This is a genomic window from Parasedimentitalea huanghaiensis, assembly GCF_009753675.1.
In the GTDB taxonomy this organism is placed as follows: domain Bacteria; phylum Pseudomonadota; class Alphaproteobacteria; order Rhodobacterales; family Rhodobacteraceae; genus Parasedimentitalea; species Parasedimentitalea huanghaiensis.
In genome coordinates this window covers 36,705-57,084 of sequence record NZ_WQLV01000008.1, presented here as the reverse complement: position 1 = coordinate 57,084, position 20,380 = coordinate 36,705, and the positions used below count along the sequence as shown (strand labels likewise).

At 52.9% G+C, this 20,380-nt stretch carries 20 protein-coding genes and 1 tRNA gene; 9 read left to right on the top strand and 12 right to left on the bottom strand.

What is annotated here, in order from left to right:
- Positions 1–56 precede the first annotated feature (56 nt).
- From GO984_RS13770 to GO984_RS13755, 4 genes are all read left to right on the top strand, one after another.
- The gene (locus tag GO984_RS13770) at positions 57–659 is read left to right on the top strand and encodes a tetratricopeptide repeat protein (RefSeq protein WP_425339654.1); all 603 of its coding nucleotides are present in this window, start codon (positions 57–59) and stop codon (positions 657–659) included.
- 92 nt (positions 660–751) lie between these two features.
- Positions 752–838: transfer RNA gene (locus GO984_RS13765), tRNA-Leu, on the top strand.
- Positions 839–1,303: 465 nt separating this feature from the next.
- Entirely contained in the window at positions 1,304–3,901 is a 2,598-nt protein-coding gene (locus GO984_RS13760) for a CHASE3 domain-containing protein (protein WP_167740341.1), read from the top strand.
- A gap of 134 nt (positions 3,902–4,035) precedes the next feature.
- Positions 4,036–4,218 (top strand): hypothetical protein, encoded by a 183-nt coding sequence (locus tag GO984_RS13755; RefSeq protein ID WP_138164728.1) that lies wholly within the window; start codon positions 4,036–4,038, stop codon positions 4,216–4,218.
- Here GO984_RS13755 and GO984_RS13750 read toward each other — a convergent pair.
- Positions 4,215–5,015 (bottom strand): alpha/beta fold hydrolase, encoded by an 801-nt coding sequence (locus GO984_RS13750; RefSeq protein WP_245231111.1) that lies wholly within the window; start codon positions 5,013–5,015, stop codon positions 4,215–4,217. The two genes, GO984_RS13755 and GO984_RS13750, sit on opposite strands and share 4 nt — an antisense overlap.
- Before the next feature lie 60 nt (positions 5,016–5,075).
- Between GO984_RS13750 and GO984_RS13745 the strand changes: the two genes are divergently transcribed.
- From GO984_RS13745 to GO984_RS13730, 4 genes are all read left to right on the top strand, one after another.
- Positions 5,076–5,441 (top strand): hypothetical protein, encoded by a 366-nt coding sequence (locus GO984_RS13745; RefSeq protein ID WP_157023100.1) that lies wholly within the window; start codon positions 5,076–5,078, stop codon positions 5,439–5,441.
- Positions 5,442–5,504: 63 nt separating this feature from the next.
- A complete protein-coding gene (locus tag GO984_RS13740; protein ID WP_157023099.1) occupies positions 5,505–6,098 on the top strand; it encodes a TetR/AcrR family transcriptional regulator in 594 nt (197 codons plus the stop codon).
- Positions 6,099–6,192: 94 nt separating this feature from the next.
- On the top strand, positions 6,193–6,870 hold the full coding sequence (locus tag GO984_RS13735) for a PspA/IM30 family protein (RefSeq protein WP_167740340.1): 678 nt from the start codon (positions 6,193–6,195) through the stop codon (positions 6,868–6,870).
- A gap of 37 nt (positions 6,871–6,907) precedes the next feature.
- Complete coding sequence (locus GO984_RS13730) at positions 6,908–7,195, top strand: hypothetical protein (protein ID WP_157023097.1); 288 nt, start codon at positions 6,908–6,910, stop codon at positions 7,193–7,195.
- 86 nt (positions 7,196–7,281) lie between these two features.
- Here the strand turns inward: GO984_RS13730 and GO984_RS13725 are convergent, their stop codons facing one another.
- The 3 genes from GO984_RS13725 to glyA all read right to left on the bottom strand — a co-directional run bounded on the left by GO984_RS13725 (position 7,282) and on the right by glyA (position 10,065).
- Positions 7,282–8,139, bottom strand: a complete 858-nt coding sequence (locus GO984_RS13725; protein WP_157023096.1) for a DUF817 domain-containing protein — start codon at positions 8,137–8,139, stop codon at positions 7,282–7,284.
- Positions 8,136–8,669, bottom strand: coding sequence for an RNA 2'-phosphotransferase (locus GO984_RS13720; protein WP_157023095.1), 534 nt, complete (start codon positions 8,667–8,669; stop codon positions 8,136–8,138). Before GO984_RS13720 ends, GO984_RS13725 begins: the two co-directional genes overlap by 4 nt.
- 100 nt (positions 8,670–8,769) lie before the next feature.
- On the bottom strand, positions 8,770–10,065 hold the full coding sequence (gene glyA / locus GO984_RS13715; RefSeq protein ID WP_157023094.1) for a serine hydroxymethyltransferase: 1,296 nt from the start codon (positions 10,063–10,065) through the stop codon (positions 8,770–8,772).
- A 166-nt stretch (positions 10,066–10,231) separates the two neighbouring features.
- On the opposite strand from glyA, the gene GO984_RS13710 reads away from it, so the two are divergent.
- The gene (locus tag GO984_RS13710) at positions 10,232–10,999 is read left to right on the top strand and encodes an NAD kinase (protein ID WP_209279421.1); all 768 of its coding nucleotides are present in this window, start codon (positions 10,232–10,234) and stop codon (positions 10,997–10,999) included.
- Positions 11,000–11,221: 222 nt separating this feature from the next.
- Here GO984_RS13710 and GO984_RS13705 read toward each other — a convergent pair whose 3' ends face one another.
- From GO984_RS13705 to GO984_RS13670, 8 genes are all read right to left on the bottom strand, one after another.
- Positions 11,222–12,652 (bottom strand): amidase family protein, encoded by a 1,431-nt coding sequence (locus tag GO984_RS13705; RefSeq protein ID WP_157023093.1) that lies wholly within the window; start codon positions 12,650–12,652, stop codon positions 11,222–11,224.
- 201 nt (positions 12,653–12,853) lie between these two features.
- Positions 12,854–14,746, bottom strand: coding sequence for a propionate-CoA ligase PrpE (gene prpE, locus GO984_RS13700; RefSeq protein WP_157023092.1), 1,893 nt, complete (start codon positions 14,744–14,746; stop codon positions 12,854–12,856).
- 346 nt (positions 14,747–15,092) lie between these two features.
- On the bottom strand, positions 15,093–16,220 hold the full coding sequence (locus tag GO984_RS13695) for an FRG domain-containing protein (RefSeq protein ID WP_209279420.1): 1,128 nt from the start codon (positions 16,218–16,220) through the stop codon (positions 15,093–15,095).
- A 128-nt stretch (positions 16,221–16,348) separates the two neighbouring features.
- The gene (locus tag GO984_RS13690) at positions 16,349–17,284 is read right to left on the bottom strand and encodes a hypothetical protein (RefSeq protein WP_167740339.1); all 936 of its coding nucleotides are present in this window, start codon (positions 17,282–17,284) and stop codon (positions 16,349–16,351) included.
- A gap of 227 nt (positions 17,285–17,511) precedes the next feature.
- Positions 17,512–18,000 carry a hypothetical protein gene (locus GO984_RS13685; protein WP_157023090.1) on the bottom strand — a complete coding sequence of 163 codons (489 nt, stop codon included), beginning with the start codon at positions 17,998–18,000 and terminating at the stop codon, positions 17,512–17,514.
- Positions 18,001–18,309: 309 nt separating this feature from the next.
- Positions 18,310–18,810, bottom strand: coding sequence for a hypothetical protein (locus GO984_RS13680; protein ID WP_157023089.1), 501 nt, complete (start codon positions 18,808–18,810; stop codon positions 18,310–18,312).
- Positions 18,807–20,087: a phage head spike fiber domain-containing protein gene (locus GO984_RS13675; protein WP_157023088.1), complete on the bottom strand. Its 1,281-nt coding sequence runs from the start codon at positions 20,085–20,087 to the stop codon at positions 18,807–18,809. Before GO984_RS13675 ends, GO984_RS13680 begins: the two co-directional genes overlap by 4 nt.
- Positions 20,087–20,356 carry a spike base protein, RCAP_Rcc01079 family gene (locus tag GO984_RS13670; protein ID WP_157023087.1) on the bottom strand — a complete coding sequence of 90 codons (270 nt, stop codon included), beginning with the start codon at positions 20,354–20,356 and terminating at the stop codon, positions 20,087–20,089. Before GO984_RS13670 ends, GO984_RS13675 begins: the two co-directional genes overlap by 1 nt.
- Between the last annotated feature and the right edge of the window lie 24 nt (positions 20,357–20,380).

The following is a 20,380-nucleotide window of genomic DNA, read 5'->3' as shown; positions in this document are numbered from 1 at the left end:
CGTGACCGCGCGGTAAGTTGACTTGAAAGTTACCCATTTGAGCACAGCATTAAACCATGTCTGGTTTTTCCTCTCTGGCTTTTGGCCCCCGTCTAATATCGATTTGCGCTGCCGTTTTTCTGCCAGCTCAACTGGTGAGCGCGCAGGACTGTCCGCAGGCCCCGGATCACTCTGCTTCATTTGAGATGCTGTTCCAACAGATCCAAGCGGCCGAGACCGAAAGGGCGGCCCGACTGATATCCAACCAGATGTGGGAACTCTGGGCTCAGGCGCCCAATGAGCAGGCGCAGGCGGTGCTTGACCGTGGCATGTCGCGCAGGTCTGGGTATGACTTAACGGGCGCGTTGGAGGATTTTGACAGATTGACGGCGTATTGCCCACTTTATGCCGAAGGGTATAATCAACGTGCCTTTGTGCATTTTCTACGTCAGGATTTTGCTGCAGCGCTGGTAGACCTAAACCTAACACTAGAATTGTCTCCACAACATGTGGCCGCGATGAGTGGCCGTGCCTTGTCGCTGCTGGGCCTGTCACGCACTGATGAGGCCCGCGCTGCGCTGCAAGCAGCATTGGCGCTAAATCCATGGCTGCCAGAACGTGGCCTTGCAGCTCCGGGTGGGCCTTTGGCACCAAATGTTACCAAGGATATCGATTTATAGCGAAATTTCCCGCGGAAAAGGCAACAAAATGGATTGTCCCTGCCATCAGGCCCCGGTAGACCTAAGCAAGTGATTTGCGAGCCAAATCACGTGCGGGCGTGGTGGAATTGGTAGACACAAGGGACTTAAAATCCCTCGCTTTCAGTAGCTTACGGGTTCGAGTCCCGTCGCCCGTACCAAGAAAATATCTCTTGTTTCTTTTCTGAATGAAATCAATGATTTGCGGCGTTTCTTGTTGTTTTCCCGATTTGATTTGTTGAGATGCTTGCACAAAGCCCCACCAGAGCCGGTGATTAGGGCGTTTTCCAGCGCAGTGTGGCCAGGTGCCCTGTTGGACTAACGGCAGCTCCCTGAGAAACCGCGATAAAGCCAACGTTAAAATGTTGAGTTCGAACTGACACATGGTGTGAGAAACTGATGACGCGTTTGGAGAAAAGGTAAAAACTCCGATAAATAAATTGCGGATTCTGGGCGTGCCAATTGAGTGATCTCACTCTGTATTGGATTTATCCATTTGAAATACATAAATAAATTTACAGTCAAGCTCGGAGGTACCGAGAGCCGGGCCTTTGCCGCTCTAAACGGAAAAGTTAATGTTCGGGGTGCACTGTCTTTTCGTCAGGGTAGAAAAGGGACTTGCATCAATGCCGGATGGAAAACGCCCAGCGGGGCTGTTCAAGCGTCTCTCGCTCTCGAACTTGAACGCCAAGACCAAAGTTGTGTTGGTGGCTGCTGTACCTTTGGTTCTTACTATCGCGATAGGCATTATCGCCAGCGTGAACCTTGCCCGCATGTCCGAGACAGCAAAGTGGGTAGAGGAAACTCAGGTTGTTATAGCTGAGGCCGAAACGCTTGTTGCTGCGGCGGTGGATATGGAAACCGGTATGCGCGGTTACCTGTTAGCGGGCAGTGATTCCTTTTTAGACCCGTATCGAGCCGGTTCAGGCGCATTCTATGAAAATTTCTCCCTGCTAAAAGAGCAGCTTAGGGATGATCCGGGCCAGTTGGAATATTTGCTTGAGGCTGAGCAGGTTCTGAGACAGTGGCAAATAGAGGTTGCGGAGCCGCAAATTCTGCTGCGGCGTGAAATTGATACCGCGGCAACAATGAACACGATGGCGCAGCTGGTCAGAGAGGGCGAAGGAAAACTCTACTTTGATACCTTCCGGCTCCAGATCAAGGCGTTTGTTGACGCTGAAGAGGCGCTTCTTCAGGAACGCGTGGCGGCGATTTCCCAATCCCAGGCAGAGACCACATCTAACGTCCCTTTGACCGACACAATTATACAGCTACAAGATCAGTCACATCATGTGATCGAGTTGGCACGCGGTACCCTAGCTGCGGCAGTTGACATGGAGACCGGGATGCGCGGCTATCTGCTTGCCGGTGATGTTCAATTTCTTGAGCCGTATCAAACCGGGCAGGAATCTTTTGACCAGTTTGTCAACGAGCTGGCTGTGGCTGTCAGCAGCAATCGTACTCATGTCATTCGCGTAAAGGAAATTGAGAGGCTTAATGCAAAGTGGCGCACTGAAATCGTTGAGCCTGCCATGGAGCTACGCCAGCAAATAGGTATCGCAAAGACGATGGATGACATGGCTAATCTTGTGGGCGAGGCCCGTGGGAAAATGTTCTTTGACCAATTTCGAGAAATCATGTCAGCCTTTACAACTGAGGAAGCGAGGCTGCTGGACCTGCGCAGCTCTCAGAATGAGCTGACATTTCACAAAACCAAGGTCGTCCTGTTGATTTCAGTGATTGCAGCCGTTGCGCTGGGTGCCGCTTTGGCCGGGATCATCGGCTCTTACATCGGGAAATCAATCAAGTCCGTTACCAGTTCTATGAGGCGCCTTGCAAAGGGCGATGTGGAGCACCCGATCACAGGACATGAGCGCCGCGACGAAGTTGGAGAGATGATACGGGCCCTATGCGTTTTCCGGGAGTCGATGATCCGTGAAAAGGCACTTGAGGCGGCAGTTGTGGAACGCTCGATTGCAGCCGAAGCTGGTAATGTGGCCAAGTCTGAGTTTCTAGCAATTATGAGCCATGAAATTCGCACCCCTATGAATGGCGTCCTGGGGATGAGTTCGTTGTTGTTGGAAACTGATCTGGATGAGGAGCAGGAATTGTTTGTTCAAACCATTGCGGATTCCGGTCAGTCCCTGTTGGTGATCATCAACGACATTTTGGATTTTTCGAAACTGGAAGCCGGAAAAGTTGAGTTGGATGAAGGTGTATTTGATCTTCAGCAGCTGGTGCAGAGCATTCTAAATCTGTTGTCACAGCGCGGGGCGACCAAAAACGTCGACCTGGTGATGGACTATGATCCAGACCTGCCAAAGCTGTTGATTGGAGATGAAGGGCGTATCCGGCAAATCATTACAAATCTTGTTGGAAACGCAGAGAAATTCACTTCAAGCGGGAGTGTGACAGTTCAGGTTTCCGGGACGTCGACACAAGGGGACGCTGCATTGGAGATCGCGGTGCATGACACCGGTATTGGTATACCGGATGACAAGCTCAGGCATATCTTCGACAGGTTCGCCCAGGTAAACGGGAGCAAGAACCGAAACTTTGGTGGTACCGGGCTGGGCCTGGCTATTGCGTCTGATCTGTCCCGTTTGATGGGTGGCGAAATTTCAGTGCAGTCCCAAGTCAACAAGGGGTCATCTTTCACGTTTAGATGCAGTTTGAAAACTGCGGAAAATGTGGAACTCCTGTCTCAGAATGCAGATCAAGAGGCAGGTACTCTGACCGACTATAATTTGGCTGAGCCTGAGGCTGATGTTGAAATTAAGTCTGTGCCGAAGAAAATACTGGTAGCAGATGACAACCGGACCAACAGGTTAGTGCTTCAGAAAATGTTGAAAGTAGTAGATGCCGAAATCCTGTTTGCGCAGGACGGCTGTGATGCAGTGCACCAGTTTGTGACCCATCATCCCGAGCTCGTTTTGATGGATATATCGATGCCCAAATTGACCGGCATAGAGGCGACAAATGAGATCCGCGCCTATGAAAAGGAAATTGGATTGCGAACTTGCCCAATTGTTGCACTGACCGCAAATGCCATGGTTGGGGACAAGGAAATATATTTAGAATGCGGAATGGATGATTACCTGAGCAAGCCCATCCGAAAAGCCAACCTGCTGGAGGTGTTATCGCGTTGGTCTTTAGACGAAGACGGTGATTGGCAGCAGGTTGCGTTAGAGCGAAGTGAACCGCGGCAAATAAATGCATATTAAGAATTCAGACATCGAAGTTTGTTGCTGCAAAGTTAGATCATCCCAGATCTACAAAGGTGATCGAGATCAAGGCGCCGCGCCTAAGAAGAGCTAGGCTGCGGGCAAATGAGTTGCTCACAATACAGGAGAGCCCCATGTTGCGCCTTGCCTCTATTCTTTATTCGCTGATCGCCACCAGTTTGGCTGGGGTCGGCGTGATTACTGTTCTGGTGGCCGGTTTGATTTCGGTCCCGGCGATTTTTGGTGCCGCAGCAATTGGGGCCCTGATTGCTGTGCCGGTGTCGTGGCTGGTTGCGCGGCAGATTATTCAGACCTAAGCGTTTAGAAAGGCCCGCGCGGTGGCTTCGAACTCGCGCGGCTTTTCGGCATGTAGCCAATGACCTGCGTCAGGGATCTTGGCAAACCGCGCTTGTGGAAAACGGGCGCGGATCTCGCCTCGGTGTTCGGGCCTCACATAGTCAGATGTGGCTCCGGATAAAAACAAAACTGTCCCATCCCAGACCGCATCAGTCTGTGGAAACGACATCACATTGGGCATTTGATCGGCCAATGTATCCAGGTTTAGACGCCACCGACGGTTTGGAAGGTCCAGGGACTGGGTGAAAAAGCTCTGCAAAGCTGGGTCTACACCAGCCTCGGCCAGTTGTGCCTCGGCCTGTGATCGCCGTTCTAGCGTGGCAAGGTCAATACTGCGCATGGCTTCGATGAACTGGATCTGGCTGTGTGTGTAGGCCACGGGTGCGATATCAGCGACCAGCAGGCGGTTTACGCAACTGGCATGGTTGAGTGCCAACATCATTGACGCCTTGCCGCCCATCGAATGGCCAATAACATCCATGGTTCCACCATGTGCGGCAATGACTTCAGCCAAATCCTCGGCCAGCTCTGGGTAGCTGTGGGTTTGCGTCCAATCACTGTGGCCATGGTTGCGCATGTCTACCGCGACGACCAGACGTTCGTCTGAGAGGCGTTTGGCGATAACCCCCCAATTGCGCGCTGAACCATATAGGCCATGGGCAATCAGCAGGGGTGGTTTGTCGGTGGCAGTGCCATGAGTGATCGTGTTCAACATGCCACCGTGATAACGCCGTGCGGACAAAGCTGCCAGCCCCATTGAGCACCTCAGTTTCAGCAGGTAATGTGGCGCGAAAAGCCAGACAGGGAGAGAGCCACCATGGCCCAGAGCATTGCAGAACAGATTGCCGAGGTGCAGGAATTGCTCAAATCTCGCGAACATGCTTCTGGGGATCTGGTTGCGGCGCTAAAAAAGGCGCGTCGACGACTGCCACGGCGGATCTTTAATCAAGGAATGGTATTGGCCCAGGCGATCCCGCTGATGGATCACCCCAAGCTGCGGCTGACATTGGATGAACCCGCCCTGCGTAAAGCCGCGCGAGAGGTGACAACCCATCTGAAATCGATTGATCTGGCCGACCGTCGCAAAGGCCGGGTGCTGGATGTTCTGGGCAGTATGGCGTTTTCGCTGTTGGTTGTTTTTGCACTGTTCATTGTGGTGTTGCGGTGGCGTGGCTTGATCTGATTGCAACACGGCCGAGGTTAGTGCTATTTGATTTCTGAACGCAGTTCAGGAAATAGAGGTACTATGGCAAGCAAAGCTGAGCAACGTAGGGCAGATCTGCGCGAAAAATTAGTGGTAGCAGCCGAAAGCCGAATAGACCGTGACGGGGCGGTGGCCTTAAGAGCCCGTGATCTGGCTGGCGACGTTGGCTGTGCGGTAGGGGCGATATATACGGCCTATGATGATCTGAATGCGCTGATTATGGCCGTAAATGGTCGAACGTTTCAGAAACTGGGGCAGCAGGTTGCCGCATCAGTTCAAGGCGCGGAAGCCGAAGTTGCAACGCAACGGCTGATTTTGATGAGCAACGCCTATCTTGCCTTTGCTGCAGAGAACACCAACCTGTGGCGGGCTCTGTTTGATCTGAAAATGCAAGCAGGCGACCGCGTGCCGGAATGGTACGTTCAGGCGCTACGAGACCTCTTTGCCAATATTGCCCGTCCGGTGGCCGAGCTGTTTCCAAATGATACGCCTGAGGAGCTGGACCTGATGGTGCGGGCCTTGTTTTCGGCTGTGCATGGAATTGTACTGCTTGGATTGGAACAGCGGATCTCGGCTGTACCACTGGACAAAATCAAGCAGATGATCGCGCAGATCTTGTCGCAAATTGGCGGTTAAGTTTTTCTGAACGTCGTTCATTTTTTTCTTGAACGCTGTTCTGATATTGCCTATACCATTTTCATGAACGATGTTCAGAAAGCTGGAGAGCAACATGTTTGGAACTTTAAGAACTCTGATCACCGGCGCGAATGCCCGTGCAGAAGAGCAATTGCGTGACACTTATTCGGTTGAATTGATTGATCAGAAAATCCGTGAATCTGAAGGCAGTCTGAAGGCAGCTAAGCTGACGCTTGCCAGCCTGATCCAGCGCCAACGTGCTGAGAACCGTCAAATTGAAACACTTGAAGCGCGTATCAAGGATTTGCTGAGCCGCGCCAAACAGGCGCTGGATGGCGACCGTGAAGATCTGGCGCAGACTGCAGCCCAGGCAGTGGCTGAAATGGAAAATGAATTGACCCTGCGACGTCAAACGCTGGATCGCTTGGATCGCCGGATCCTTCAGCTGCGCCAATCAGTTGCCACAGCCAGTCGCCGCATCATTGACCTGAAACAAGGCGCTATGACAGCCCGTGCGACCAAGCGCGAGCAGACTATGCAACGCCGTCTCAATAAACATCTGGGAGGCGACAGTCCGATGGAAGAAGCCGAAGCCTTGATTTCGCGGGTACTGGAGCAGGATGACCCATTTGAGCAGGGTGAGATCCTGCGAGAGATCGACGGTGAGCTGGGTCATGCGAATATCAGCGAGGAACTGGCCGATGCCGGCTTTGGCGCGCGCAACCGCAGCAGTGCAAGTGATGTGCTGAACAGGCTGAAAACCGCTAAATAATTTTTCAACTTACGAACCTGAATTACGGAGAGACCCCATGTATACCGAGAAAAACGACAACAGCCTTATCATCATGTTGAACACTGCAGGTGTAGCGATAGCTTACGGTCTTCTTGGCCTCTCTCTCTGGCTGTCCACAGATGTGCCATTGGCCACCAAAGGCTATTGGGCGATGGGGATCATATTGCTGACCCTCAGCCTGATCAACGTTGTAAAATATCGCTTTGATCACCGCTCCAGTGCGGACCGGATTAGCCGCATAGAAGAGGCTCGCAATGAAAAGCTTCTGGAAGAGGCGTTGAGTGATCCCAAGACTTCTATCTGATCGAGTGATAAGTCAGAAACGCCCGGAGTTCTCCGGGTGTTTTCTGCCGAACATAAGTTTTAGGCCTTACTGGACCGTCGCAGGCTTTAGGTTGCCTTATAGCACAAAGGCTTACGGGACAGCGTATCCCGTATCACTACAGTGACAGTGACAAAACTGACAAAGAGCAGAAGGTACCAGGACCCCATCTTGGCCAAGCTGACCATTTGGTGACTGTCCTGACCGCTATAGATCCATGTTTTGGTGCTGGTTCCAATATTTTCTGCAAGCCAGAGAAAAAAGCTGGAGAAAAAGGCGGCCAGCGGCAGGGGCATCCAATAGTGGGTTTCTGCGATGCGAAACCAGATCCGGGTGCGGGCAAATAGCAAAAGGGTCGCTGCAAATAGGGCCAGCCGGATGTCGGGAAGGAAATGGTGGGCAAAGAAGTTCCCATAGATTGCGGCGGCTAACACAACCGTTGTCCAGAACGGCGGGTAGGGGGCAAACCGCATGTCAAACAATCGGATTACGCGCGCCATATAGGACCCGACGGATGCATACATGAATCCGGAAAACAGCGGCACACCCCAGAGTTTCATCACGCCGCCGCCCGGATACCCCCAACTGCCCGCATAGACCTTGAAGATCTCCATCGCGGTGCCGGTGATGTGGAACAGTAAGATGACACGGGCTTCACGCCAGCTTTCCATGCCGGTGGCCAGAAACAGCGCCTGTAGGGAAATGGCATAAATTAGCAATGCGTCATAGCGGGCGAGCGGCCAGTCGGGCTGCCAGATTTGGCTGCTCAGAATCATGCCACCCAATAGAAGAGTCCCAAACAGTGCTGCCCAGCCTTGTTTCAGGGTAAACATGACAAGCTCGCTCAACAGATATGGCAACTTGGAGCGGGTCCAGTCGCCTAGCTGGCGCTCGAGTTGGCGGGTGCGGTTTGGTGAATCGCTCATGGGCGCAAAAAAAGTGGGGGGACTTGATCGCAAAGCCAGACACCGTTTTCGGACAAAAGAAAAACATGGCCACTTGCGTGCATCTGACCTGCCTCGACAACAAGGACGACAGGTTTGCCGTGCCGCATACCAACCTGTCGCGCTGTCTGGGCATCTGACGACAGGTGCACGTGGTGACGGTTCTGACGGGTCAATCCCTCGGTGCGGATTGCTTCGATATTGCTGGCCGCGGTACCATGAAATAGCATCTCAGGAGGGCGGCACTCGGGCAATCCCAAATCAATTGGAATTGAATGCCCCTGATTTGCACGGATTTTTTTGCCGTCGGCAGAAATTGCAAACCGTTGCTTGGAATTAGAGACGACAATCTCTTCAATTTGGCTCCGGGTTATCGGATGCTCTGACTTATCAATGATCTCATCAATGGTGACCCAGCCCTGGGGATCCATCGTCAGTTGCAGGGTTTCTGGCTTGTGACGCAAAAGGTAGCTCAGAAATTTGCTGCGTGCTCGTAATTCTTTTTTCTCCATAACCGCATCTAATCATTGGGTGGCGACGTGGTCCAGTAGAGTTGAGAAAACCGCCGCAGCCACAGGCCACGACGGCTTCAAAGTGTTGAATTCCCAGAGTTTACAGGTTTGGATACAGCGGGAATTTGGCGCACAGGTCAGCGACTTTGGCGCGAACGCCAGCTTCGACCTCGGCATTGCCTTCTTCGCCGTTGGCAGCCAGACCGTCGACGACTTCGACGATCAGATCAGCGATCTGGCGGAATTCAACTTCGCCAAAGCCACGGGTGGTCCCTGCTGGGGTGCCCAGACGCAGGCCCGATGTGACCATAGGCTTTTCCGGGTCAAATGGGATACCGTTCTTGTTGGTGGTGATATGGGAGCGACCCAGCGCCTTGTCAGCGATATTGCCGGTGACCGATTTGGGGCGCAGATCCACCAGCATCACGTGGGTGTCCGTGCCACCAGTGACAATGTCCAGCCCGCCTTTGATCAGCTGATCCGCTAGTGCAACCGCGTTTGCACGCACCTGTTTTTGGTAATCTTTGAACTCGGGGCGCAGAGCTTCGCCAAAGGCGACGGCCTTGGCTGCAATCACATGCATCAGCGGACCACCCTGGATACCCGGGAAGATGGCTGAATTCAGTTTCTTGGCGATGTCCGCATCGTTGGTCAGGATCATGCCGCCACGTGGACCGCGCAGAGTTTTGTGAGTGGTGGTGGTGGCAACATGGGCGTGTGGAAACGGCGAGGGGTGCTCTCCTGCGGCAACCAGACCGGCGATATGCGCCATATCGACCAGCAGATAGGCGCCAACCATATCCGCGATTTCGCGGAAGCGGGCAAAGTCGATTTGGCGTGGAATGGCCGAGCCACCCGCGATGATCATTTTAGGCTGGTGTTCTTTAGCCTGAGCTTCGACCTGATCATAGTCGATCAGGTTGTCGTCGCGCTTTACACCATAAGACACAGCGTTGAACCACTTGCCCGACTGGTTGGGCCGCGCACCGTGGGTCAGGTGCCCACCTGATGCCAGATCCATGCCCAGAATGGTGTCGCCGGGTTTGATCAGGGCCTGAAACACACCCTGGTTGGCCTGGCTGCCCGAGTTTGGTTGTACGTTGGCAAAGTCGCAGCCAAACAACTGTTTGGCACGGTCGATGGCCAGGTTTTCAGCAACATCAACATGTTGGCAGCCGCCGTAGTAGCGGCGTCCGGGGTAGCCTTCAGCGTATTTGTTGGTCAGCACAGTGCCCTGAGCTTCCATCACGGCAGCAGAAACGATATTCTCGCTGGCGATCAGTTCGATTTCGTCGCGCTGACGTGTCAGCTCGTTGGTGATCGAGCCATACAGCTCGGGATCACGTTCTGACAGGGACTGGGTGAAAAAGCCGGGGTCACGGGGGGAGTTGCTCATGGTGGCTCCGTAAAGTTGGACTGGGATTGGCGATTTCCTATAGGAAACTTCCCCGTGCGAAAAGCCTGTAAAGCGACGAATCCCTGCGACAGAGCGGCAAGACTGGCCATCTGGGGAAAGGTGTGGTTGTTTCGGAACCAATTGGGCAACACCGGAAACTGATTTCATGAGTATGAGAATCGCCTTTTTGGCAAGTCAAACGTCATCGGCACAAAGTGCATTCGACGTTTTGACGAAACGATATGGTAATGTTGAGCCCAATACAGCCGAGGTGATCGTGGCTTTAGGCGGTGATGGTTTTATGCTCCACACGCTACATGCCACCGTAGATGTACCTGCACCGGTCTACGGTATGAACCGTGGTACAATTGGCTTTTTGATGAATACCTATAACGAAAGCGAACTGATCAAGCGGTTGCAAGCCGCTGAGCAGGAAATCATCAACCCATTGACCATGCGAGCGATGGACCGAAATGGAAAACTGCATCAAGCCTTGGCAATCAACGAGGTTTCGCTTTTACGAGCGGGCCCACAGGCGGCCAAGTTGAAGATTTCGATTGATGGACGGCAGCGTCTGGCGGAACTGGTCTGTGATGGAGCGCTGGTTGCAACCCCAGCAGGGTCGACGGCGTATAATTATTCTGCGCACGGCCCCATCGTGCCGATCGGATCGGATGTGCTTGCACTGACTCCCATCGCCGCGTTTCGTCCACGTCGTTGGCGAGGCGCGTTATTGCCAAGTGGGGCGAATGTGCGGTTCGACGTCCTTGAGGCCGACAAGCGGCCGGTAAACGCAGATGCGGATTCTATCTCCAAGTCGATTGCTGACATTGATTGGGTTGAAATCAGCACTGAAACCAAGGTTCGTCACAAAATTTTGTTTGATCCAGGGCATGGGCTGGAAGAGCGGCTGATTTCGGAACAGTTCTCCTGATCTTTTCGCACACGAAAACGTGAGGTCGGATCACAAGACGCAGCACAAAATGATACTACCTCTGGTTGGCTGGAAGCAGCGATGGTCTCCTCAGGCGGAGCCATTGTATTTTAAATGAGTATGCATGGTACGCAAGCGTCGGGCGTGGGGCCCCAACCCCACGCCCGCGTTTGATTTTGTATACGCCTTTGTCTGAAGCGGCGGGTATCAGCGGATGCCGCCTTACTCCATTTTCTGCCAAAGCAGGTCACACATGCGCCCAACGCGCGATTCGATGGCAGCACAAGCATCGACAGCGAGATCCTCGCGCCAGCGCCGGGCAACAATTTGTACGTTGATCGGTTGTGGCCCCTGGGGCAAATCCGCCAATCGAGAGGGCACGCAACCCGCTGGCAGGCCCATATAGTTGATGGCGTAGGAATAGACCGCGCAGCCCAATACTTCATGCACACCTTCAGCGCCTTCTGTATCGCGATCTGGTTTGAAAAACGGCTGCGGCAGGAAGGGGGTCAGCACTAACGGATATTGTTCCAGAAATAGTGACCACTTACGAGCATAGTAGGTGCGTTTGGCCATCATTTGCAGCAGTTCGGTTTCCAAAAACGGTGGGAACTCCTGGAAATAGACCGCAAAGATATCACGCACGGTTTGTGAACCCGCAGCATCAACATCTTTCTTCATTAGCGACCAGACCTCACCCATCAGGGCACGATAGCCCGTGCGACCTGCGTCAAAGACATTTGGCGGTTCGACTTCTTCGACGATGTACCCGGCGTCAAGCAGGGCGTTGCGTGCGGTGTCCAGTGCTGCTTCGACCTCGGGATGTAGATCATAGCCAAAGGTGTTCTTGGTAAAGGCGACTTTGATTGGTCCTTCGATTGGGGCACCATGCCAGGGCATTGGGACATGGAATGGATCGCGTGGGTCTGGAGCAATCAGAGTTGGCATCGACAGATGCAGATCGGCGGCGTTGCGGGTCAGCAGGCCCTGTACCGACATCGACTGTGCCAGTATGCCACGTTCGGCAGACTGACTGGGGTTGTAGGCGGGGACACGGCCCAATCCGGGCTTAACCGTCACCGCGCCATTGGCTGCAGCCGGAAAGCGCAAAGATCCGCCAATGTCATTTCCATGCGCCAAGGCACCGATGCCGGCCATCACAGCGGCGCCGGCCCCACCAGACGAACCACCCGGCGAGATGTGTTTGCCCCAGGGGTTATGAGTGCGTCCAAATAGTGGATTGTCAGTGTCCGCCCGGAAGGAAAACTCGGGCGTATTGGTGCGCCCAATCACAACGGCGCCAGCGTTCTGCAAGTTTGCCACCAGAGGTGCATCTGCCGGGGCAATCAGATCCTTTAGCGCCGTGACCCCGTTGGAGGACGCATGACCTGCCTGATCTACGTTAATCTTGATGGTGACTGGCACGCCTTGCAACGGGCCGGGCGCGGCGCCATCGGCGCGGGCCTTGTCCAGTGCGCGTGCGCGTTCCAAGGCTTCCGCGCTCAGATCTTCGACTACGGCATTCAGGGCTGGGTTTGCAATGTTCATACGGGTGATCGAGGCAGTAATGCTGTCCTCGACACTTAGGTCACCAGCACGCGTGCGGTTGGCAATCTCGCTGGCACTAAGGCGCCAAATATCGTTGTCTGTCATGTCACTAATCTCCTGTGGGGCAAGTTAGACAGCGACAGAGGAGTTGCAAGGGAAACCCAAGGTCACAAAGGTGAACAGTCAGCTAATATGCCCCTTTTGCATGTGTCGGTTGCAGGGGGGGCAAGAGGGTGAGGGCGTCGTTTGACAACTCCCTCACCGACCCCACCAATGCGGGGGGGCTTATGTTTGGTTTAGGCGCGGTTACTCACCGGCATAGCCAATTGTTTGCAGCGCAGTCTTGATCTCGTCCAGAACGGCAGGGTCCTCGATGGTAGCCGGCATTTTGAATGTGGCTCCATCGGCGATGTTGACCATGGTGCCACGCAGGATTTTCCCTGATCGAGTTTTGGGCAGACGATCGACTACCACTGCTAACTTGAATGCGGCAACCGGGCCAATTTTTTCACGCACCAGTTTGACCACCTCTGAAACAACATCGGCGTGATCACGGGTCGCCGTGGCATTCAGGCAGAGGAGCCCTACCGGCATTTGCCCCTTCAACTGATCGGTAACGCCAATTACAGCGCATTCGGCAACATCCGGGTGACCGGCCAACACTTCTTCCATGCCGCCAGTTGATAGCCGGTGACCAGCTACATTGATGACGTCGTCCGTGCGCGCCATGATGTAGAGGTAGCCGTCTTCGTCTTTCATGCCAGCATCACCGGTTTCATAGTAGCCTGGAAAAGCGTCCAGATAGCTAGATTGGAACCTTTCCGGGGCGTTCCACAGACTGGGCAGGGTGCCCGGTGGCAGTGGCAGCTTGATGGCGATGGCGCCCAATTCTCCCGCTGCAACTGGATGGCCTGCGTCGTCCAGAATATCCACCTGGTACCCTGGCATCGCGACCGCAGGAGAGCCGAGCTTGGTGGGCAGTTCCTCGATGCCCAGCGGGTTGGCGGCAATTGACCAGCCGGTTTCGGTTTGCCACCAATGGTCGACCACTGGCACACCAAGGTGGTCCTGTGCCCAGAGAATAGTGGCGGGATCCGCGCGTTCCCCTGCCAGATAGACCTGACCCAAATTAGTAAGGTCATATTTTTTGATGAATTCGCCAGTGGGGTCCTCACGCTTGACTGCGCGGAATGCTGTGGGCGCGGTGAAAAAACTTTTGACTTTATGTTCCGAAATCACCCGCCAAAATGTACCGGCATCAGGGGTGCCTATTGGTTTGCCTTCGAACACGATCGTGGTGTTGCCTGCGATCAGCGGCGCATAGCAAATGTAGCTGTGACCGACGACCCAGCCAACATCCGATGCGGCCCAGAACACATCTCCGGGGTCGACGTTATAGATGTTCTTCATGGTCCAGTTCAGCGCAACCAGTTGACCAGCCGTGTGGCGGATCACGCCTTTGGGCTGCCCGGTGGTTCCAGACGTGTAGAGGATATAGGCGGGGTGATTGCCTTCGACTGGCACACAATCGGCGGGCTCAACCCCGTATTGAAACCCGTGCCAGTTGACATCCCGACCTTCGATCAATTGGGCGACATCCTGTTCTCGCTGGAATATCACGCAGAAATCCGGCTTGTGCTCGGCCAGATCTATAGCACCATCGAGAAGCGGTTTGTAGTGCACCACACGGTTGGGTTCTAATCCGCAGGAGGCAGCGATTATGGCTTTGGGTTTGGCGTCGTCAATGCGCACCGCCAATTCATTCGCAGCAAAGCCACCAAATACCACTGAATGTACAGCTCCGATCCGGGCACAGGCCAGCATCGCCTCCAGAGCTTCGGGGATCATCGGCATGTAGATGATGACCCGGTCGCCTTTTTCGACGCCTTTGGCGCGTAGTGCCCCCGCCAGGCTGGCAACGCGGTTGCGCAGCTCAACATATGAAATCTCGCGTTTGGTGTGGGTGATCGGGCTGTCGTAGATGATCGCAGTCTGTTCACCGCGACCTGCTTCGACGTGACGGTCGACGGCGTTGTAGCAGGTGTTGACTCGGGCGTCTGAAAACCATTCGTACGAGGGCGCAGCTTCGTCGAACAGGGCCTTACTGGGCCGTTGATCCCAGCTGATCGCCTCGGCGGCCTGCATCCAGAACCCTTCGGGATCATTCTTCCAGGCTTGATAGACCTCTTGGTACGACATGCTGTGTTCCTCCCATTTCTCGTATCCGAGTTAGGCGGAAGCGGGCCACTCGGGCAAGGGATCTGCGGCAGGACGCGGCAGATTATCGCAATTTATTTGCAGATTGAGTGTGGATTGGCTTGCAAAGTTTTGCAAAGCTCATCGTTCTGCAAGGTGTCGCGAAACTTATTGCTGCAATTGCAAATTTGCTAAGTCGTGCATGCAAAGACCTTCGAATCTTCTCAACTAGTAGTTGGTTTTCAACTGTAGCCAGACTGTAGCGGGACACTTATTCTTGCAAACTGGGACACAGATAGTTGCAGCAACTCGTTTTCGGTTGTTATCGCGTTCTGATGACTAGTGTGGATCATGGATCATAGCCAAACTGTCGCTGACGATACTCATCGCATAGACCTTCCATGCCGGGAAAAAGCGAACCTGGCGAAATCCCCATAAGATTTAGTTGTCTCAAAACACTTTCATATTCAGATTGGGGAAGGTCAAACACTTTGAGATACCGCTTCGAACGTTCGCCTTGCATTAGAGCTAAGTATCTCTCGATGTCGTCAATGTTAGTCAGTGAAGCTACTGATTGCTGCGGTAGCGCCCTGGGGTTTGCTATCGCCATAGGTTCGAGTAACGAGAAGTGCGGCATTGTATGTATCAGATCTAGAATTTGAACATTGTCTAACCGCCATTGCTTAGCGTCAAACATGAAAATACGGATTTTCCCGTTAGACTGAGGCATTGTCTTTACCTTATCCACTAGCGAAGAATACGCAAAGTATGCCGCAATATAGGGGGAATAGCTCCAATCCAACATTGGTGTTGGATAACCGTGATGCTGGAGAAGGTGCAAAAACGCGCCGTTGTGGTCAGGGATATTTCTGTCAAATGTATTTCCCAACTGTCCAATTGATGCGTGCCATACTCTCTGAAAATCTTCCTCATAGTACCTTACCAAGTCTTTGCGACGGGTGCGGTGAAAGGCGGATCGCAGCCTCCAGGTCGAGGTTTGCCCTCGGAAGATGTATTGGTAAGGGGTTTGAGCTGCCTTTGAGACTTCTTGTTGGAAACTTGCCCAGTCGCTAACTCTTGGATCGGCGGTGAACTTCGAGGGTTGGTCCGCTTTGCTTCTTTTCAGATCCACGCTGCCAGTTTGCCCCTTGTCGGTAATCCAAGTCACCTTGGCACCAACCATATTCAACTCCATTTCAATCCTTATTTTACTCGGTGTGGCGATTGAAGGGAACTCATCTGGTTTAGCAAAGCGCGCTTGAGTTGGATGTAGCGGCACAGGGGTAACTTCTACACTTAGCTTATTACCAACGGGAACCCCTCTAACCTCAGCATAATAATTTGAATCACCAAGAGGGCTCTGAAAGAGGTATAGGCTACCCTGGAGCCAATCTTTCCTGTGGTCCAGGTCGAGGCGAATTTCTCCATAATGTGTTCCAGATACATTGCCCGTCCACTGGCCCGAAAATTCTTCCATGGTTTCAAAGTCCTTGGGTGTAAACATCGCCTTGCGTTAGCGGTCCCCGCAACTCAAGTAGGGTGGGTCCAGCTAGATACTACGCCATCACGCTCAGCTTCCTAATGGTGTCAAAGCGACTATCTATTCTATTTAGGATAGACCACTTCTCTGATCTCCAATGGAAGATCGCCTGGACTAAAACCAAATGACTTCATCAACCGATCTCTTCTAGGTGAACTTGAAAACTGTCCTAGCAAACCAGCGTACTTAACAATTGGATCATCCGGAACTTTTAGATCGGATGAGATAGAGCTGTAGAAGTCCTTAAACAAATCGAGTGGCATATCCGAAAGGGACACAGAAATCCGGAAACGTCGGCTTTGCACCCAATGAAAATCTGCTGCAAGAATATCAGTCCGAGCTTCTGCCACCGGAACAATTAAGGCATTTGGCGCGCCGGAAAAATAGTCACGCGAAAGAACAACGTTTGTTTCCCACAGCTTCCTACCCAATCCCTCAGGTAGCGAAACGTAGGATAAGCCGTCGTCTTTGTAAGTTTGTGCTGCACTTAAAACAAAGTCGGTTCTGCTCGCGTTTGCCCAAACCCTATAGTCTTTGCTTAGGACAGGGCCTTCAGGAAAACTAATTTGGATCGAGCCGATGTTTTTGCGATCGTTTTCAACCGAAAAATCGTGACCGTCATCCGGTCCATTTGTTCCTATGTGTGCAGATATGTCGTGGAAGGTCGTAAATGAGTCAACTGTCCATTCTGGGTATGAAACCTTCCCCCAATAGGGGTCATGTTGAACGTACTCAGGGAACACTTCTCCACGCCTGTAACCGAAATGAAGGTCTGTAAATTCGACACCACTACCATTCCAAAAAGATACAAAAGAGCTCCGATCACACTCATCCAGGTATGTTGCAAGCAAAATAGCAAGGTGCTTTTTGAAGGCTCCACACGTTCGACCATTCTTCAAGTCATGTTCGCGGATGACAGCTCCGATTGGTAGAAATTTTCCTGATGTTTTTTCTTCGAATTGGCAACTTTCGGAGCCTTCGATAGAAAAACTTGAACTCATGATGCCTAACATCGACATTCGGCTAACAATGTCAGAAAGCGCCAATGCGTGAACACTTTCATTTACAGCTGGACTACGCCTTCGAATCCAATTGATTAGTCGCTCGGATGAAGTTACTGAAAATCTAGCTCGTACGGTTTTGTCCACCTGGTCACGCACAAGCCCACTGCCGGTGTTAACATAGCAGCCATCTGCGGTAGCTATTGAAAATGAAGCAAGAAAAACCCCTAGGAAGGCGGTACAATGTCTTGCCGAACTCCGCCATCTAACGAATATTCCACTTTGTATTCTAAAATTCCAAACTCTGTGCATTTTGGTCTGTTGCTCGCAATGTCGCAAATGTCTTTATCAACACCCTTGATCATAATAACATTCCGTCCATTTACAACCAATGGGCGTGGATCTTCGTATGCCCTTGGAGCTTCGCCATAAGCCTCTTGCAGTCGATCTACTGGCATATCAAAAACAGGTGTAACAACGACGTAGATTGGACTTAGCGCAGAAATCTGAGCATCCATCCTCAACACGCCGTTTTCCATTTCCATATTATAGCCCGACTGAAGCACAAGTTGTCGGCGCTCCTCGGTGGCCTGTTTATTCGACTCTATAGTTAGACCAGCGCCGAATAATGCCGCAATTCCGCCGAGCCCTCCACAGACAGCAAGAAGGATTTGTCCTGTGCTGGGTCTCTGAGAAGTTGCTTCGGTGGCGCTCATCGAACAAACCTTTCTTGGACTCTACCTAGACCAGTGGAACAGAAACTTGCCTATTCAAACTTGGTATTTATGCACTTATTGACTTTTTCCCACCCGGCTAATTAACACATTCGCCCACTATCTATAAAAATTTTGTGAACGTGGCAAACTGCGCTGTGCAGATACGCAACACTTAGTCACGACGTTCTAGCCAAAAAGATAGATCGGAATCTTCAAATATCTAGCATTCTCGGGGCATTCAGAAAACGAAAATTGAACAATTCAATCGACCTTTAATGGCTAGCATCTCCGTCAGGCAATTTCCATGCATCAGGTCAAGGCCACTGCCCCCTGTGGTGTCTGGACCTTCGACATGTCAATCAGTGACACACCCGACATAGCCAAGCCGGGCACCTTGTCGTTGACCGTGGTTTCGGCCCCCGATCCCATCCACTCCAGCAGCAATATCTCCCAAAGAAACCTGCCGTTTTCGTCCACCTTGCGGACCAGATCACCAACTATGGTGACGTTGACGCTGTAACTCGTATCCATGACCGGCTCCGTGATCATCTCACCATTGGCATCTCTTTCCGCTGGCACCAGTTCAACAGCCACCGGAAAGAAGTTCGCATGGGGCACTTCTTCGACCCATTCCCGCAACACACCGTCTTGCGTCTCTTGTCTGGCCACCATCAGGTTTTTAGCCAGTGCAGCCACCTCAACATGCGCAGGCGTGGGGGCGTTCAGTGCAAAACTTACTTGCACAACTGTCCCGTTTTCGTCCTCGACAACATCGGCAAAAACCTCAGTTCCTCGAATGGTATAGGTCATGCCACCATCTCCCGCGCCAGATCAATTCCAGAGGCACCAAAACGCAGTTCAAGCTTGGACAATGTCATTGGATAGTCAGGCGCAACCACAAATGCGGCCCCGCCTAAATCTGGAAATCCGCTGACTGCCTTCGATGTAGAAAATCCACCATGTTCAGCGACCGACATGTCGGTGTCCGAGTAGGACGCCGCAATGTCAAACGGAACGCCCATGTCCGGCGTCCAGGTTGAGGCGTCACCGCTGTAGGTCATAACACCGTCAACACCATGGACCACCACCAGGTCGCCAGAGCCGTTGACGCTATCAACCTTAGCCCCAAGCCGGTTCCCGCTGTCTTTGTATATGTTCCAGAATTCGAGCACCGAAAATTCACCCAAATTCGGATAGCTCATCTGGCCAGCCATATGCACCGTCAAATTCTGGATCACGTCCAACCCACCATGACGCGATAGTGTCTCAGCAGAAATGAAAAGCACGTCCTTAGCGCGGCTGGTTGCAGCCCCCGCAGAAAGGATCGGCGAGGTCGGAACGTGGCCTTCCTCAAATTGGAGAAAATACGCGGTGATATTCTCACCCGCCACGTTGCTGTCCGGTCCAATACCCACATTAACAGGACCGTCAGCAAGGGCTGTGTAGGTGGCATAGATCATATGCCCACCGGGCACCGCCAGCTCATGGACGACATTGGCAGTGCCCGCATTTTCTGTTGGGGTTTCCAATGCACCAAACTCACCTCGGATGTGAGTTTCAGCGGCTAGACCTTCATGCCGGATCGCAATGCGGCACCGGCCACTTGTTCCCTCTTTGACGAACGCTGTAACACTGTAGGTCTGGCCAGCAACAACAGCCATTTCAGCCGATGGACGCGCGCGGTGCCAAGTCTCGCCACCAGACGTGACCACGACACCAGCGAAGCGGCCCAAGAAGTTATCTGCCGCAGCTACGAACGTGGCACCTGAGACCAACCAATCGGTAAGATTGGCGACCGCCTGCGCAATCTTGTTCGTCCCAGACGGCTCTAGCAGCAAGCCAACAGGCGTCCACATGCCGTTCAGCCATTCATGGTGACCGCTGCGCGGTTCACCCGGTGCAGCCGTCACCAGATGGCCTAGAGCATTGATGTAATTGCGACTACCAGCAGCAGAGAAGTCAAACAGGCCAAGGATGCCAGGACCAGTGCCGCCGATGTAACTGCCAGCGATGAAGTCCGCCATGACTTGGGAGGTGCTGCGGATGGCGGGCCGCAACGTGTTGAACCCCAGACCCAGCCCAAGCATTAAGTGAGGCCCTTAATGCCGGTGGCGGTTGTGCCGTCGGCAAAGATCTTTTTGATCAGGCCACCATAGGGAAAGCCCGGCAATAGTCCTGGCAGCGTGTCTATGCTTCCGTCAATGAATTCGCATTTCACATCGCCAGCGCCGGTCACCATCAGGCCGCGAATGGGGCGGGGCAGATCTGCAGCGTCATTCGGGACAACTGAATCGCAGCCGCTAGGAGGCGCGCTGGCGTTTTGAGTTCTTATATAGTGGTCAGTTACTGGGGGCATTTGGTCTTCTCCTGGTGTGAATAA

Bases quoted from the DNA above. Each gene is read 5' to 3' on its own strand.
- GO984_RS13670 (WP_157023087.1), bottom strand. From the start codon at position 20,356: ATGCCCCCAGTAACTGACCACTATATAAGAACTCAAAACGCCAGCGCG.
- GO984_RS13675 (WP_157023088.1), bottom strand. From the start codon at position 20,087: ATGCTTGGGCTGGGTCTGGGGTTCAACACGTTGCGGCCCGCCATCCGC.
- glyA (WP_157023094.1), bottom strand. From the start codon at position 10,065: ATGAGCAACTCCCCCCGTGACCCCGGCTTTTTCACCCAGTCCCTGTCA.
- GO984_RS13750 (WP_245231111.1), bottom strand. From the start codon at position 5,015: ATGGGGCTGGCAGCTTTGTCCGCACGGCGTTATCACGGTGGCATGTTG.
- GO984_RS13705 (WP_157023093.1), bottom strand. From the start codon at position 12,652: ATGACAGACAACGATATTTGGCGCCTTAGTGCCAGCGAGATTGCCAAC.
- GO984_RS13725 (WP_157023096.1), bottom strand. From the start codon at position 8,139: ATGAGCGATTCACCAAACCGCACCCGCCAACTCGAGCGCCAGCTAGGC.
- GO984_RS13710 (WP_209279421.1), top strand. From the start codon at position 10,232: ATGAGTATGAGAATCGCCTTTTTGGCAAGTCAAACGTCATCGGCACAA.
- GO984_RS13730 (WP_157023097.1), top strand. From the start codon at position 6,908: ATGTATACCGAGAAAAACGACAACAGCCTTATCATCATGTTGAACACT.
- GO984_RS13740 (WP_157023099.1), top strand. From the start codon at position 5,505: ATGGCAAGCAAAGCTGAGCAACGTAGGGCAGATCTGCGCGAAAAATTA.
- GO984_RS13735 (WP_167740340.1), top strand. From the start codon at position 6,193: ATGTTTGGAACTTTAAGAACTCTGATCACCGGCGCGAATGCCCGTGCA.
- GO984_RS13720 (WP_157023095.1), bottom strand. From the start codon at position 8,669: ATGGAGAAAAAAGAATTACGAGCACGCAGCAAATTTCTGAGCTACCTT.
- GO984_RS13695 (WP_209279420.1), bottom strand. From the start codon at position 16,220: ATGGAAGAATTTTCGGGCCAGTGGACGGGCAATGTATCTGGAACACAT.
- GO984_RS13760 (WP_167740341.1), top strand. From the start codon at position 1,304: ATGCCGGATGGAAAACGCCCAGCGGGGCTGTTCAAGCGTCTCTCGCTC.
- GO984_RS13685 (WP_157023090.1), bottom strand. From the start codon at position 18,000: ATGAGCGCCACCGAAGCAACTTCTCAGAGACCCAGCACAGGACAAATC.
- GO984_RS13755 (WP_138164728.1), top strand. From the start codon at position 4,036: ATGTTGCGCCTTGCCTCTATTCTTTATTCGCTGATCGCCACCAGTTTG.
- prpE (WP_157023092.1), bottom strand. From the start codon at position 14,746: ATGTCGTACCAAGAGGTCTATCAAGCCTGGAAGAATGATCCCGAAGGG.
- GO984_RS13770 (WP_425339654.1), top strand. From the start codon at position 57: ATGTCTGGTTTTTCCTCTCTGGCTTTTGGCCCCCGTCTAATATCGATT.
- GO984_RS13745 (WP_157023100.1), top strand. From the start codon at position 5,076: ATGGCCCAGAGCATTGCAGAACAGATTGCCGAGGTGCAGGAATTGCTC.
- GO984_RS13680 (WP_157023089.1), bottom strand. From the start codon at position 18,810: ATGACCTATACCATTCGAGGAACTGAGGTTTTTGCCGATGTTGTCGAG.
- GO984_RS13690 (WP_167740339.1), bottom strand. From the start codon at position 17,284: ATGAGTTCAAGTTTTTCTATCGAAGGCTCCGAAAGTTGCCAATTCGAA.